This window comes from Bacillus sp. FSL K6-1033 (assembly GCF_038630765.1).
GTDB classification, from domain to species: domain Bacteria; phylum Bacillota; class Bacilli; order Bacillales; family Bacillaceae; genus Bacillus; species Bacillus altitudinis.
The window spans coordinates 1946360-1959881 of the sequence record NZ_CP152041.1; the positions used below are offsets into that span (position 1 = coordinate 1946360).

The 13522-nt window shown below is 41.1% G+C and carries 18 protein-coding genes; 5 read left to right on the forward strand and 13 right to left on the reverse strand.

The genetic code is table 11. The annotated features are described in order from the left end of the window. Positions 1 to 23: 23 nt before the first annotated feature. On the reverse strand, positions 24 to 1409 hold the full coding sequence (locus tag MHH31_RS09775) for a S41 family peptidase (RefSeq protein WP_017367455.1): 1386 nt from the start codon (positions 1407 to 1409) through the stop codon (positions 24 to 26). A gap of 151 nt (positions 1410 to 1560) precedes the next feature. Between MHH31_RS09775 and MHH31_RS09780 the strand changes: the two genes are divergently transcribed. Both MHH31_RS09780 and MHH31_RS09785 read left to right on the forward strand, forming a co-directional pair. Next, a complete protein-coding gene (locus MHH31_RS09780) occupies positions 1561 to 2259 on the forward strand; it encodes a class I SAM-dependent methyltransferase (RefSeq protein ID WP_146271483.1) in 699 nt (232 codons plus the stop codon). Between the two features lie 92 nt (positions 2260 to 2351). Next, on the forward strand, positions 2352 to 2603 hold the full coding sequence (locus MHH31_RS09785; protein WP_045035000.1) for a hypothetical protein: 252 nt from the start codon (positions 2352 to 2354) through the stop codon (positions 2601 to 2603). 49 nt (positions 2604 to 2652) lie between these two features. Here MHH31_RS09785 and MHH31_RS09790 read toward each other — a convergent pair whose 3' ends face one another. The 5 genes from MHH31_RS09790 to MHH31_RS09810 all read right to left on the reverse strand — a co-directional run bounded on the left by MHH31_RS09790 (position 2653) and on the right by MHH31_RS09810 (position 5560). Then, a complete protein-coding gene (locus tag MHH31_RS09790) occupies positions 2653 to 3483 on the reverse strand; it encodes a M15 family metallopeptidase (protein WP_017367458.1) in 831 nt (276 codons plus the stop codon). A 68-nt stretch (positions 3484 to 3551) separates the two neighbouring features. Then, the gene (gene deoD, locus MHH31_RS09795; RefSeq protein WP_007500754.1) at positions 3552 to 4247 is read right to left on the reverse strand and encodes a purine-nucleoside phosphorylase; all 696 of its coding nucleotides are present in this window, start codon (positions 4245 to 4247) and stop codon (positions 3552 to 3554) included. Between the two features lie 110 nt (positions 4248 to 4357). Beyond that, positions 4358 to 4675, reverse strand: a complete 318-nt coding sequence (locus MHH31_RS09800; protein ID WP_007500756.1) for a hypothetical protein — start codon at positions 4673 to 4675, stop codon at positions 4358 to 4360. A 54-nt stretch (positions 4676 to 4729) separates the two neighbouring features. After that, a complete protein-coding gene (locus MHH31_RS09805; protein WP_217967982.1) occupies positions 4730 to 5338 on the reverse strand; it encodes a phosphatase PAP2 family protein in 609 nt (202 codons plus the stop codon). Between the two features lie 51 nt (positions 5339 to 5389). Further along, on the reverse strand, positions 5390 to 5560 hold the full coding sequence (locus MHH31_RS09810; RefSeq protein ID WP_008346445.1) for a YozD family protein: 171 nt from the start codon (positions 5558 to 5560) through the stop codon (positions 5390 to 5392). Between the two features lie 119 nt (positions 5561 to 5679). Here MHH31_RS09810 and MHH31_RS09815 point away from each other — a divergent pair, with 119 nt between their 5' ends. Further along, complete coding sequence (locus MHH31_RS09815) at positions 5680 to 5814, forward strand: hypothetical protein (protein WP_017359686.1); 135 nt, start codon at positions 5680 to 5682, stop codon at positions 5812 to 5814. Here the strand turns inward: MHH31_RS09815 and MHH31_RS09820 are convergent. The 7 genes from MHH31_RS09820 to cgeC form a co-directional block, all read right to left on the reverse strand. Further along, positions 5811 to 6491: a hypothetical protein gene (locus tag MHH31_RS09820; RefSeq protein WP_008346441.1), complete on the reverse strand. Its 681-nt coding sequence runs from the start codon at positions 6489 to 6491 to the stop codon at positions 5811 to 5813. The genes MHH31_RS09815 and MHH31_RS09820 overlap by 4 nt on opposite strands. 147 nt (positions 6492 to 6638) lie before the next feature. Next, complete coding sequence (locus MHH31_RS09825; RefSeq protein WP_003215834.1) at positions 6639 to 6863, reverse strand: YozE family protein; 225 nt, start codon at positions 6861 to 6863, stop codon at positions 6639 to 6641. 79 nt (positions 6864 to 6942) lie between these two features. Next, positions 6943 to 7224, reverse strand: a complete 282-nt coding sequence (locus tag MHH31_RS09830) for a YokU family protein (RefSeq protein ID WP_024718564.1) — start codon at positions 7222 to 7224, stop codon at positions 6943 to 6945. Positions 7225 to 7226: 2 nt separating this feature from the next. Beyond that, positions 7227 to 8627 carry a lysine 2,3-aminomutase gene (gene ablA / locus MHH31_RS09835; RefSeq protein ID WP_008346434.1) on the reverse strand — a complete coding sequence of 467 codons (1401 nt, stop codon included), beginning with the start codon at positions 8625 to 8627 and terminating at the stop codon, positions 7227 to 7229. 116 nt (positions 8628 to 8743) lie between these two features. Further along, on the reverse strand, positions 8744 to 10120 hold the full coding sequence (locus tag MHH31_RS09840; RefSeq protein ID WP_024718563.1) for a sigma-54-dependent Fis family transcriptional regulator: 1377 nt from the start codon (positions 10118 to 10120) through the stop codon (positions 8744 to 8746). Positions 10121 to 10276: 156 nt separating this feature from the next. Further along, positions 10277 to 11572, reverse strand: a complete 1296-nt coding sequence (locus MHH31_RS09845; protein ID WP_342494781.1) for a glycosyltransferase family A protein — start codon at positions 11570 to 11572, stop codon at positions 10277 to 10279. An 18-nt stretch (positions 11573 to 11590) separates the two neighbouring features. Then, a complete protein-coding gene (gene cgeC, locus MHH31_RS09850) occupies positions 11591 to 11911 on the reverse strand; it encodes a spore maturation protein CgeC (protein ID WP_007500768.1) in 321 nt (106 codons plus the stop codon). A gap of 208 nt (positions 11912 to 12119) precedes the next feature. Between cgeC and MHH31_RS09855 the strand changes: the two genes are divergently transcribed. Further along, positions 12120 to 12521, forward strand: a complete 402-nt coding sequence (locus tag MHH31_RS09855) for a hypothetical protein (RefSeq protein ID WP_007500770.1) — start codon at positions 12120 to 12122, stop codon at positions 12519 to 12521. 183 nt (positions 12522 to 12704) lie between these two features. After that, complete coding sequence (locus tag MHH31_RS09860) at positions 12705 to 13499, forward strand: DUF3880 domain-containing protein (RefSeq protein ID WP_342494782.1); 795 nt, start codon at positions 12705 to 12707, stop codon at positions 13497 to 13499. The last annotated feature ends 23 nt before the right edge of the window (positions 13500 to 13522 follow it).

Below are 13522 nucleotides of genomic sequence, written 5' to 3' on the forward strand. Positions count from 1 at the left end.
TCCCCTGATGAGGACTGCTTTTTCTATTTCATTTCTTTTTTCAACACTTCAATGGCTTTTTTCATTTGCGTATCATTTTTCTTGAGCTTATCTTGGATGTTTGTCATCAGTACCGTCGTTGTGTCCCCTGTCAGAATACCATCAGCCTTCAGATCGTGATCTGATTGGAAACTTTTCACGACCGACTGGAATGCTTGATCATATTCTCCATTGGCTTTTGCTTTGTAGCCAAGCGCTTGGAACATTTTTTGAGCCGCTTTGACTTCATCTCCATCATCATTCAGTTGATACGTCTTTTTCGGACTTAAGTATGGCAGCTTCGCATAACTCGGCAGAGATGCTTTCACCTGTGGCTCAATTCCTTTTTTGTGAATCCAAGACCCGTCTGGTGTCAGCCACTTGGCAATGGTTAATTTCACACTAGAACCATCATTGTAGCTTTGGGCATTCTGAACAGTCCCTTTACCAAATGTCTTTTCTCCAACAAGTTGAATGCTGGAGGATTGGTGCAGAGCTGCCGCCATGATTTCAGCAGCACTCGCTGAACCGCCGTTTACAAGAACAACTGTCGGCTGATGAACTTTGCGTTCTTTTTCCGCTTTGTACACTTGTTTCTTTCCTTTTTCCTCAACCTGCATAATGACTTTTCCTTTATCGATAAAGTCATTGCTCATTTCAATTGCTTCTGTCATAATGCCGCCTGGATTATCTCTCAGATCAATGACAAAACCTTTTGCCCCTTTTTTCTCGAGGTCATCAATCGCTTTATCCAACTCTTTAGATGTCGTTTCAGCAAAAGACGTGATTTGGATTTCGCCAATTTTATCTTTTGTTAATTTAGCATACACCGTTTCAAGCGGGATGGTATCTCTTGTGATTGTCACATCCACATTTCCAACACCTTGTCGGTTCAAATGCAGTTTGACATCCGTTCCTTTTTTCCCTCTGATAAGAGAAACGGCTTTATTCACTGACATGCCTTTTGTACTTTTACTATCCACTTTTAAAATACGATCATGAGGTTTCAAACCAGCTTTTTCAGCAGGAGAGCCTTTAATCGGTGCGACAATTAAAATTTGTCCATCCTTCTCTTCTACTTGTGCACCAATTCCTTCAAATGAAGATGAAATGGTGTTGTTAAACCCTTCGGCTTCCTCCTGATCCATATATGTAGAGTATGGATCATCAAGTGATGCAATCATGCCTTGAATCGCACCGTCTACTAGTTTTTGATCATCCGTTTTTTCGTAATACTCGTTTTTTACCTTCGTATATGCAGCCATGAGTTTACTAAACTTCTCATCTCCTGAAACGCTGACAGCACCTTGTTTTGTGATCACAAATGTAATCGCTGAGGAAAGCGCTGCTGTCACCAGAATGGCTATCACGAACTTGAATTGTTTTTTCAAAAAAACACCACCTTTATCTCCTTTCATTATTATCAAGGACGATTCTTCATCCGTCAACCAAAGGATCAAACTTCTATTTGAAAAGATAAGCCATTTCGCCCTGCAATGCATAATCTTTAGAGAGAAACATGATAAAGAAAGAAGGGATTCCATGAGTGACTATGTAGAAATGCTTGCCTATTTTGGTGTATCAGGTGCCCATCCTGGTGGAATTGAGCTAACTAAAACGATGATTGAGCATCTCAACCTGGCGTCTGACGATCGTATACTGGATGTTGGATGCGGCACAGGACAAACAGCAGCCTATTTAGGACATTTAGGTTATGAAGTAGAGGCGATTGATACACACCCTTTGATGATTGAAAAAGCCAATCTGCGATTCGAGCGGGAACAACTACCTTTCCGTGCACAGCAAGCATCGATCGAACACCTGCCATTTGCGGATGACTCGTTCTCTCTACTGATCAGTGAATCTGTTTTAAGTTTCACCCATTTACCTGCTGCGCTTGCTGAGATAAAACGGGTGCTTGCTCCTGGAAAACAATTGATCGCAAATGAGGCTGTGTTAAAAGTGCCGCTTTCCTCAAAAGAACAGGCAGCCATCCGGGAGTTTTATGGGTTTCACTCCCTCTTTTCATTTTCTGAATGGAAAAGGCAGTTAGCGTCCGCAGGATTCCGTGACATTCAGATTCTCTCATTCGATGAGCACATGGTGCAAGAGGAGCCGACCGAAATGGAATTATCAGATCAAATACCACCTTCTCTTTATGATACATTGCAGACACACTATGACCTGATTCAAACACACCGAGAACATCTGAGTCACCTTGTATTTGAATGTACAGTATAAAATGAGCGAATCTCCTATATGTTTTGTCCAAACTCTATGAAGTCTTTCGCATAGGATAAGAGTGAAAAGAGTTTGTCATAAGGAGGAAAAACATGGAGCGCTACTACAAACTTTGTCAGCAGCATATGGGGAAAGTAGCTAGAATTACTGATCGTCATGGCAGAGTACATGTTGGACGTATTGAGCGGGTGACAAACCGCAAAGTTTATATCCGACCAGTCGGCGGGTCCCGCGGGGGCTTAGGATTTGGCTATTACGGAGGTTATTATGGCTGGGGTCCAGCTTATGGCATTGGACTCGGTTTTATTACCGGCTTCGCATTAGCAGGTTTGCTCTTTTTTTAAAACGGCGTATAAAAGAAGGCCTCCCAGCTTCGGGAGGCCTTTTATTTGTTTATATTTTCTTCACTTTGTTCATGTACTCTTCGAATGTTAAATCATGATCATGCATCGCTTTTGCAGCTTCTTTCCCTACATAGCGCAGGTGCCACGGCTCATATTCATATTTCGTGATGTCTTCTTTCCCTTTTGGATAACGAATGATAAAGCCATATTTATAAGCATTTTTGGCTACCCATTTACCATCAGGTGTTTCACCAAATTTTTCAGAGATTTCAAAGCCGGCACTTTTTGAGGAAATATCCATAGCTAGACCTGTTTGATGTTCACTTTCCCCTGGTAAGGCTACGGCTTCTTGGGCTTTTTCTTTCCCTTTTAGTTTCACTTCACTATCAAAAATGACTTTTTGACGGTCATAGGAACGATAGCCCGATACTGCAGCAAGCTCAAAGTTTTCCTTTTTAGCACCTTTGAATAACTTCGCAAGTGCCTCCGCTGCTTCTTTTCGAATATATCGTTTTTCAATATCCTCTGAAAAAGAGAATTCCACTTTTGGTACAACGAGATCAGAAGGTTTATAGGTTCCTGGCAGTGCATATTCTTTGTTCACTAAAGCAAGCACATTTTCAGGGTTTTGAATGGTCTTCAGTCCGCTCACTACCTTGATGTCATTGAAATATTCACTCTTTAACGTCAGCTCTTGATTAGATGAATCTGCCGTATCGTTTGAGTTTTGCTGGGGTGATGAACTTGCTGCGTTCTTTTGTTCGTTTGTTTTGTTAGATTCAGTGGTACCGCTTTTCTGATCCAGCAACTGGCAGCCTGATAATGCGGCCGTCAAACCAAGAATCGATGCGATTGAGAGTATTTTATAGCTTTTCTTCATGACATACCTTCCTTTTGCTCTACTAAAAAAATAAAGATGCGCTACATCGTAGCACACCCATTATACTATTATAAAACAGAATCTAGTGCAATTAAGATCATTTCGTCAAATGTCGTTTGACGCTCTTCAGCAGTTGTTTCTTCTCCTGTTAGCACATGATCACTCACTGTCAGAATCGACAACGCTTTTCTGCCAAATTTTGCAGCAAGCGTATAAAGAGCCGTTGTCTCCATTTCGATCGCTAGAATTCCATATTGGTCCATCAGCTCAAGTGGTTTTTCATTATAAAATTGGTCTGCTGTAAATACATTCCCAACACGCACAGCTACATTTTTCGCTTCTGCTGTGTCGTAGGCTTTTTTCAGTAAACCAAAATCAGCACATGGTGCGTAATCAATCGGTCCAAATGCCACACGGTTCATTTGAGAATCTGTTGATGATGTTTGAGCTAAGATGACGTCACGTACATTGACATCTTTTTTGATCGCTCCGCAAGAACCGACACGGATTAAGTTTTGAACATCATAGCTTTGGATCAGCTCATTCACATAGATCGAAATAGACGGTACGCCCATTCCAGTACCTTGTACAGAAATGCGTTTTCCTTTATATGTTCCAGTATAACCATACATGCCGCGCACTTCGTTATAGCACACAACATCTTCTAAATATGTATCTGCAATATATTTCGCACGAAGCGGATCGCCTGGCAGCAATACCGTTTCTGCAATTTGTCCTTTTTCTGCTCCAATATGTACACTCATTTTTTAGCCTCCACTTACGTTTAACATGTGTTTAGTCCCATTTATTATAAACGATTGAGATCAAAAAAGAAAATACCAGCTGAAAGTAAAGCTGGCATCGTCGTTTATATTTAACTCATCGTCATTAGCCGTTCACTGCGTTTCCATCCTGCCGGAAAGAGCTGGTAGTAGCACTTCCCTTTTTTCTGGTCATCAATCACAACGATATCCCCTGTTGTGATAAACCGTGCATTGTAATCATTAGGGACTGTATCTTGTACATTAAATGTCGAGAATGCTTTTTCCAGTACATCAAGGTGTGTCCTGCCGCCAATCTTTGTCCGGTACACAGGCTGATGCCCGCTTTCTGCACCATATTCAGGTGTTTGATAAATGGTTAAGTGATAAGCTGAAGGTTTCTTTTGAAAAAATCTCAACGTCAATTGCATTCAAATCCCTCCCCTTTTATATAAAATTGGCTGGGATCTATGAATTTCCTTCTTCTATTTTTGTCGAATGACGGACAATTTTTCGTCAATCTTTTTACATATGAGAAATAAAGCTAGTCCTATCGCAAAGCCCCCTGCTACATCAGTGACATAATGAACACCGATATACATCCTGCTGATGCCGATCATCAGCACACAACACCCTGTCACCATGTAGACTGCTTTTTGTCTCTTTTTCAACCACGGAACCATTTCAATTAATAGATAGGCGATAAATGGATAGATCGTTGCTGCATTCATAGAATGACCGCTCGGAAAGCTGTAATAGGTCTCATTCACTAGATGATCAAAGGCTGGACGCTCTCTAGCAAACAGTCCTTTCAGTTCATGATTGACCGTTTTTTCTGCTATATATAGTAGAAAAAGCAGCATAATAGAGTGGTAGCGTTTATACATAAACAGCACCACGCTAAAGATGAGCATGATTGGGACAAGCAGCGCACTGATACCAAAGTCAGTCAAAGTCAGCATGACATCATTTAAAAAAGGAAGTCTGATGTTCTCAAACGATAAGATGATCTGGTTGTCCAATTCTTGAAACTTACCAGATACCATAAGCGCAGCGATGGCGCCAAACAAAAGGAAAAAAATGATGACATACACGCGAAACAATTCCCCTCCCTTTCTACTCAGAATCTCTTCAAAGTATAGTGCCTACCGCGCCTCTTCTTCAACTATCATTGCTTTCCTCAGCATATATTCAAATGTAATATCGGCAAGCTCAAACGTTTCCAGCTCAGATGGTATGTACCCTCTTTTGACCAGCTCCGTGTAGAAGAATTCTGCAATTTCCTCTGTATCAATCACCAAATCTGCTTCTTTCATTGCTTTCCGCCTCCTTTTTTATGATGTATGAACGCTGCCTTATTTTTATTACAGTTTGTCATAATGGCTTATTCCATACATATAAATGCAGTAAACGAAAAGAAAAGGGGCATGAGGCAATGAAATGGTTAAGCATTTTAGATGGACATACTTTTGATCAGGTGATGGGCCGTATCTTGAGGGGATGGTTTTATGTGATTGCTTTTTTCTGTGTTCCTTACTTTTTATTCGTGTTAGGACAAGTCTTCTTTTAACCAAAATGTTCGTTTAAACTTTCCAAAATAAAGTCCATCATATCCTTATATTCTGGGTCTTTGAAAAATTCATAGAGAATTTTATAATCATTGTAAATATCAAGAAGCTCATCCACTATAGATACAGCTAGAAATTCTAGTGATGCTTCGCTTTCTTGTTTCTCTTCTAACTGTAATAGAGCGGTTTGCACCATATCTTCCTCTATTTCTTTTGAGGTTTCTCCAACGTAATGCACAAAAAGAAGCTGATGAACAAACTGATCCATCTCATATTTCCTTAGGACAAGCGTCAAGTCTTCTTCTTCTGTTTCCAGCCATTCTCCGTCTTTTAACCTTGTCAGTTCATAAATGACATCTTCCCAGCCATCTTCAAGGTAGCGCCATATCTCAGTCCGATGGCCAATGATTTTAAATAGCTCTTTCCCGTAATCCTTTACATATACAACATCGCCAATGAGGAACTCATATTCAATGTCCAGCTTTTCTGTATCTACAATCACCCCGTCGTACTCATCGTAAAGCTGAAGTGATGTTTCAAAATAAAGCACCTCATTATGATTGACCTCATATAGATAATGCTGGTCAATTTGATGGACTTTTGTTATCGTTCCAACTGTGCCGTACATGACAACGACGACAATATCCCCTACTTTATATTTTGGTGCTTTCGCCTTCATTCTGTCTCCCCCTTGCCCGACTTTTGGTCTTAACGTATCGTATGCCGGCGCAAGGAATTCTGCATGGGCAACCACACCATGCAAAACGCCATTTTATTTCTTCATGAAAAAACCGCTTCTTCCATACGGAACAAGCGGTTGTGTGTGTTATTTTTTTTTGACTTCTACTTCGTATTGCTCAAAAGCCTCATCAAATGTCGTCATGGAGCTTAAATAGTCCCCATTTAACTCTAAATAGGCACATAGCTCATGATAATCAGTGGATGCTTTAGGAAAGCTGTGATCTTCATAAGCAGCATTTGCAAAATGACTGATTTCATCCTTCGGTTTTGGATGTCTGTACTTCATTAAATAATGGTAAAACGACTTCACCTGTTTTTCCCTCCGCGACACTCTATTTTGTTGTTATATTATACAGGAATTTGATGACTTGTATAGGCGGAGGTACAACTTATGAAGAAAAATCAAAGTAATTACGCTTTAATAACCGCTCCATGCTCATTAATTCTTCATATGAAATTTTTTCTGGAAGTTTTGTTTGATCGACTAAAATTAATTGATCTTCTATCTCTTTTACTGTCTCATCCTTCTGATACGTCATCCCGCAATGCGTGCAAGAAATCGAAGGCGTTTCCAAAATCTCAATCGATTGTGTGCCCGTGATGAGTTCCCAATAGACTGTGGTCTGTCCTGCGTTCGCTTTCTTCTCCTCACACCAATCACATGTCAGCAACGTTATTTCTCCTCCTTTACGGTTTGTTCTTTTTTGAGCTGGGCTTGATATTTCTTCTCTTTTAATTCATCTCGTTTTTCACGTTTGTTTTTGAGCGTATCATGTTCAGGATTCGTCTCATAAGACTCTCTTCGTTTCATTCGGCTTAAATTTTCAGGCGTAAAGGATCTTGCTTCGTCCTCAAATAGAGCTGTTATGCCAATGGCGGGTTCTTTCTTTTCTTCATAGATTTCATTAAAATACGCATCCGCTTGGCCGGCGACGTAATGTTCCGGCTCTGGATAAGAGGTGATCACACCTTCAAAGTTACGCAGGACCACTTTCTCTGGGCTTTGAGATAATAAATAATTTGGCTGTAAGGTGATCTTACCTCCTCCGCCTGGTGCATCTACAACAAAGCTTGGCACAGCATAACCACTCGTATGTCCTCTTAAGCCTTCAATAATTTCAAGACCTTTTGAAACCGGTGTTCTAAAGTGGCCGATCCCCTCAGATAAATCACATTGATAAATATAATAAGGTCTGACGCGAATCATGACGAGATCATGCATCAGCTTCTTCATAATTGGAACACTGTCGTTAATTCCTGCTAGGATCACCGCCTGATTACCAACAGGCACGCCAGCATTGACAAGTCGCTCACACGCTTCTTTCGCTTCTTTTGTGATTTCAATGCTTGTATTAAAGTGCGTGTTCAGCCAAACAGGATGATATTTTTTTAAAATCTCACACAATTCATCTGTAATTCGCTGTGGAAACACGACCGGCGCACGTGTTCCAATTCGAATGATTTCAACGTGAGGAATGTCTCGTAAGTTTTTCAAAATGTATTCAAGCACTTGATCATTAATTAACAGCCCGTCACCGCCTGAAATTAACACATCCCGCACTTCAGGGGTTTCTCTAATATATCCAATGGCGGCATCTAATTGCTTTTTCGGCACGCCCATCCCGATCTGACCAGAAAAGCGCCTTCTCGTACAATAGCGGCAGTACATGGAGCACTGATTTGTGACAAGAAACAGCACACGATCTGGGTAGCGGTGCGTTAAACCTGGAACAGGTGAATCCTCATCTTCATGGAGCGGATCTTCGAGGTCATATTTTGTTTTATGAAGCTCCTCTGCAATCGGTACAGACTGCATACGAATTGGACATCTTGGATCGTCTGGATTCATCAGTGAGGCATAGTAGGGTGTTATGTTGAGTGGAATGGTTTTCGTAGAAATCTTCACCCCTTCTTTTTCCTCTTCTGTTAAGTTCACGACTTTTTCTAAATCTTCAAGCGTTTTGACCGTATGCGTCAGCTGCCAAATCCAGTCGTTCCACTTTTCCTCGGGTACGTCCTTCCAAAGTTCAATGTCCTTCCAATGTCGCGCAGGTTGATACAGTTTTTGATTCATATCCATTCCCCCTATCAGCATTCACTTTATACTATGCAAGTTATGTGCCAACATGGGAAAATGCCCCTATTCTTTACAAAAGGAGCTTTTCCGTCACATTCACCTGTTTGAAGTGCCTACTTTTCGGCATCTGTATATTTTTTTAGTTTATACTGCAATGTTTGTCGAGGAATTTTTAAAGCGGCTGCCGTTTGCTTAATATTCCCTGCGTGCTGTCTTAAAGCTTCTTGAATCAGCGTTTGTTCAAATGACGTCACTTGACTTTTTAATGAGGACTCTGGCGGATGACTTTCTATCTGATGCGTCCGCAAATGGGCAGGGAGATATGCTGGGGTGATTTCTTCTGCTTCCTTTGGCATCATCAAGACGGCATGCTCGATCGTATGTTTTAATTCTCTGACATTCCCTGGCCACTGATGGGCCATAAATACTTGGACGGTTTCTTCAGAAAGGCGGTTGACGTTTTTAGAAAATTGCTGATGATACGTTTGAATAAAGTGGCGGGATAACAGCTGGATATCATGCTTCCTTGTGCGAAGCGGCGGGATATGAAATGATGACACATGCAGTCTATAAAATAAGTCTTCTCTTAACATTTGTTTTTTAACGGCTTCAAATGGGTCGATATTGAGGGCAGTAATCACTCTGACATTTACTTGTACCGCCTTTGCATCACCTATCCGGCGGACAACACCATCCTCTAACACACGCAGTAATTTTGTTTGAAGCGTAAGCGGCATCGCTTGCAGCTCATCAAGAAAAAGCGTACCGCCATCTGCTAACTCAAACAGCCCCTTGCGATCTATTGCGCCCGTATAACTTCCTTTGACAGACCCGAATAAAAGACTTTCAAGCAGCGATTCTGGAAGAGCAGCGCAGTTTTGCGGGATAAAGACTTGATCTTTCCGATCAGATGCATGAACAATCGCTTGTACGAGTACCTCTTTTCCTGTCCCAGTTTCCCCGAAGACCATAACCGATGAAGGATATGCAGCAGCTTTTTTCGCTTTCTCCAGCATCTCTTTTAAGTGTGGATCATTTGTTAAAAATGAAGAAAAATCGAGCATTTGAGTGGTCTCTGCGGCACCATCCGTTCGTTTTTTTTGATCTAAACGATTCGAAAGCGCCGACAGCTTCGACACATCCTTCGCTACTTCTACCGCCCCAATTAACTTACTGCCTTCCATAATGGGCAGTGTGGTGTTGACGGTCTCAATTTTTTCTCCATTTTTATTCAAATAGGTTTGCAACGAATGATAAATGGGTTTTCCTGTTCTAAGTACATGCATGAGTGTACTTGTCTTTTCAGTTAATGAAGGATACACATCCAGTATGTACTTGCCAATCACCTCTTCTTTCGCTAAACAGTCGAACTTCGCTGCATTATGATTATAAAAGATGGTGACCCCTTGATCGTCTACAACGTGAATCGCTTCATCGATGGCTTCTAAAATTAATTCAAACCAATCCGCTCTTTCGACAACCTTCCCCACTATTTCCCCCTCACTTTCTATGCCGAAAATCCGGCACTGTATTGCCCAATTTTCAGCGGTTTGATGATATTCAACGTGTTCCCCTATCCTTTTCACGTTTCGCTTTTTCCTTTCGATCTCCTGCTTTTTTCGTCAATTCTAAAAAAAGCACTCCTCTTATGAGGAGTGCTTTCGCCCTGACGTTTGATAAAGAGACAAGTCAAATTCCTGAAGTGACTCCATATATAGCGGCACAATTGGCTTTCCTTCTTGAAAAAATGCAAATTGAGAAGGTTGTAGTTTGATTGGCTGATGGTAAAACGCAAATATTTTCACTACCTCAGGGACAATTCGGCAAAAGGTATCATGCACAAATAAATAGACATCTTGTTTCCATTTAAACAGCCGTCTATTTGGCGGGCTGAATATAGGAGATACTTGAATGATCTTGCCATCCTCAAACGTCTCCAGCTGCTGTTTTGTGACCGTGTATATCTCCTTTTGATGAAACTGAAAATATTGCACATCACGTTTTGAAGCAAACCGTCTTTTTGTCTGATGTTCAATATAATAAAATGTTCTGCCGTTATCTGCGGTGACGACTGTATAATTTGGGACTGTCAGCGGCTCGTTCATTTCATATTTCATCGCACATAACGAGGGAACACGAATCGCACGCCTGTTCTTTTCATTCACCCAGCGCTTGTCAATGCGATGAAGATATCCGCTAGCGATTTGATAATAAGCGCCTTCTCTGTCAATCACAGCTCCGTCAATTAAATCGTAGGGCATACTCGCAAACATATGATGGAATGATTGTGGTGTTTTATATGTGGTATCAAGTACTTCTTTTAATGGAAAGAACGCAGCAAAATGATTCAGTCTCATCCAAAACACAGAGTCAGCATGATGCCAATGTTTTGGTTCGTCGGCCCAGTATTGTCCGTATTTTTCATGAATAAGCGGAAGCAGCCGGCTTCTATGCATAACAGAGCAATGGTCGACTTGAAAGGATGCATGCTCCAACACTTGATCTGCTTCTCGAACGAAGCTCGCCGTTTCCACCAAATGCTGATTCACATGCACGACACACTGCGAGGAATAGACGATATCTATGTGAGGCTTCGATTGAAAAACCTCGACCATTTTCTCTAAACGATCTTTTCTGTAGACTGTATCATCAGTTACATAACAAACCAGCTCACCTGTTATACGTGTTAATGCTTCATTAATTAGCGTTGCATAACGTACAGTCTTCAGCCGGTTTGCAGGATGAATTTGATGAGAATACAATTGAATGCGCTTATCCACTAAATAAGGCTGCATCTTTTGGATCGTTTCTTGTTCAGAGCCATCATCCATGATCAAAAGCTCCCAATGCTGATACGTTTGTTCTACCACACTCTTTAGCACACGTTCAATGAAATCAGGTTTGTTGTAGCTTGTTAATATCACTGATACTTTCATGACCATTATCCTTTTTTAAATAGATTAAAAAGCCCCCCAGCTGACAATGTTCACATAAGGAACACTTACTCTTAGTTGATTTGTCGCATTTTTAAAGACTGCTACTGAGTCAAACAATTGTACGACAACCACGTTTTGCAGCACATCTCCATTGACTAAATGAACACGCGGCAGCGGAATGCCGAGCTCAAGCCACGGGCGCAGCAATTCTTTAATCTCTGACGCACTCCCTTCCTCACTTTCCTCTAAAAGATGAAGAAGAAGTATAATCAACACAACTTCAAGTATTCCTTCTGTTTCTAGTAATTCTTCGTTCCAGCCATTTAATAGTTGTTCAAATTCCATTCAGATTCCCTCTTTCTTCTCGTTTGATCTTTACTAGAGTATGAGGATCACTTCATTTAGCATCAGCATTTGAAAACATTTTTCAAAAATGTGTGAAGTCATTAAATGAAAAAAAGAACAAGGAATGAGCATTCTGCTTATACCAAAAAAAGAGAACGGCATATACATAGTGGTGTGTTTGAATGGATGAAGAAAGGATGGGGAAAACATGAGCGAAAAGCGTGCCGAATTAAAAAAAGAGCTATTAAAGCTGTTTTTCAAACCGCTTAGTCATGCGTTAACAGTTAATCTCGAAGAAGGAGGAGTTCAAGTGGAAGAAAAATTGAACGATTTATTTAGTGAGGTAGCTGCTGAAGCATCACCTTCAGATTCTGCTACAACACTCGACGTATCTCAACCAGCAAGATGGATTTTCGCAAGACTTGCACCTGGAACAGTCATTAGCATTGTCATGGACTCAGGTGACTTAATCGGACCCGTTCAATTCGTATCATTCGATGCTTCAACAGGTGTTGTTTTCGTCACACAAGAAAGCTCTGTGACACCTACAGGCTCTGCAACGACTCTATTAGATGTAGATAAAGTAGAAAGTGTTACGTTCACATCTTAATGTGAGAGGGCCATCATGAAGCTTCTTTATATCAGCTCTGGCTACGGTGGAATCTATCGGATGTTCGATCAATGGATAGAAGAGAGCTTCATTGATTCCCCCTTTTCATGCGTCAAGGTGGATAGGGAAACTCTACCCGCTCATATGCACAAAATCCGGACATTTTCTCCGGATTTTGTTTTCATGATGATCGGTGATCATATTCCAACAGAACTGCTTCATCAATTCAAACAAGAAAAGATCCCCATTGTACTGTGGATGACAGAAGACCCTTTTTATATAGATGTGTCAGCTGCATGTGCAAGTGATGCACAGCTGATCTTAACGATTGACGAAGGTGCTTTGTCATTTTACAAACAACTAGGCGCTAATCACACGCACTACTTTCCCATTCCGACCAATACACACGTATTTCAGAAAAAAGAATCACCACATGAGTCGTGCATCTATGACATTGCACTTATTGGCTACCCTTATCCAAACCGCATTAAAGCCATTGATACACTCTTACATCAAAACAAATGGCGCATTCTCGTAGCAGGAAAAGAGTGGCATCGCGTGTTGAATAAATCACGCAGACGATATCGCGATCTCACACTGATGACCCACTGGCTGAGTCCCGAGCAGATGGCAGACATCTATCAAACATCAGCCATTGTTCTGAATCCGCACAGGCCCGCGCAATTTGCCTATAATCAAAACAAAGCCAATGTTCAAAATATGAGCCTCAACAACAGAGCATTTGATATCGCTGCAAGCGGAGGCTTTCAGTTGACAGATCTACAACCGTCACATGCATTTTCAAGCTTCGCTTTTTACACACATGAAAACGATTTGATTAAGCAGGTCGAGCACTATGTAAAAAACCCTCAACAAAGACAAACGGTTGCAGAGAACAATTACGAGCAAGTCGTTCGCTGGAACACATTTGATACGCTGCCTTACAGACTTTATGAAATAGTCAAAAGCGCCCTATGACCGGGCGCTTTTTCTAATTGCCA

Bases quoted from the DNA above. Each gene is read 5' to 3' on its own strand.
- MHH31_RS09815 (WP_017359686.1), top strand. From the start codon at position 5,680: ATGAAATGGTTAAGCATTTTAGATGGACATACTTTTGATCAGGTGATG.
- ablA (WP_008346434.1), bottom strand. From the start codon at position 8,627: ATGAATCAAAAACTGTATCAACCTGCGCGACATTGGAAGGACATTGAA.
- MHH31_RS09845 (WP_342494781.1), bottom strand. From the start codon at position 11,572: ATGGTCATGAAAGTATCAGTGATATTAACAAGCTACAACAAACCTGAT.
- MHH31_RS09820 (WP_008346441.1), bottom strand. From the start codon at position 6,491: ATGAAGGCGAAAGCACCAAAATATAAAGTAGGGGATATTGTCGTCGTT.
- cgeC (WP_007500768.1), bottom strand. From the start codon at position 11,911: ATGGAATTTGAACAACTATTAAATGGCTGGAACGAAGAATTACTAGAA.
- deoD (WP_007500754.1), bottom strand. From the start codon at position 4,247: ATGAGTGTACATATTGGAGCAGAAAAAGGACAAATTGCAGAAACGGTA.
- MHH31_RS09810 (WP_008346445.1), bottom strand. From the start codon at position 5,560: ATGAAAGAAGCAGATTTGGTGATTGATACAGAGGAAATTGCAGAATTC.
- MHH31_RS09800 (WP_007500756.1), bottom strand. From the start codon at position 4,675: ATGCAATTGACGTTGAGATTTTTTCAAAAGAAACCTTCAGCTTATCAC.
- MHH31_RS09780 (WP_146271483.1), top strand. From the start codon at position 1,561: ATGAGTGACTATGTAGAAATGCTTGCCTATTTTGGTGTATCAGGTGCC.
- MHH31_RS09790 (WP_017367458.1), bottom strand. From the start codon at position 3,483: ATGAAGAAAAGCTATAAAATACTCTCAATCGCATCGATTCTTGGTTTG.
- MHH31_RS09855 (WP_007500770.1), top strand. From the start codon at position 12,120: ATGAGCGAAAAGCGTGCCGAATTAAAAAAAGAGCTATTAAAGCTGTTT.
- MHH31_RS09785 (WP_045035000.1), top strand. From the start codon at position 2,352: ATGGAGCGCTACTACAAACTTTGTCAGCAGCATATGGGGAAAGTAGCT.
- MHH31_RS09860 (WP_342494782.1), top strand. From the start codon at position 12,705: ATGATGATCGGTGATCATATTCCAACAGAACTGCTTCATCAATTCAAA.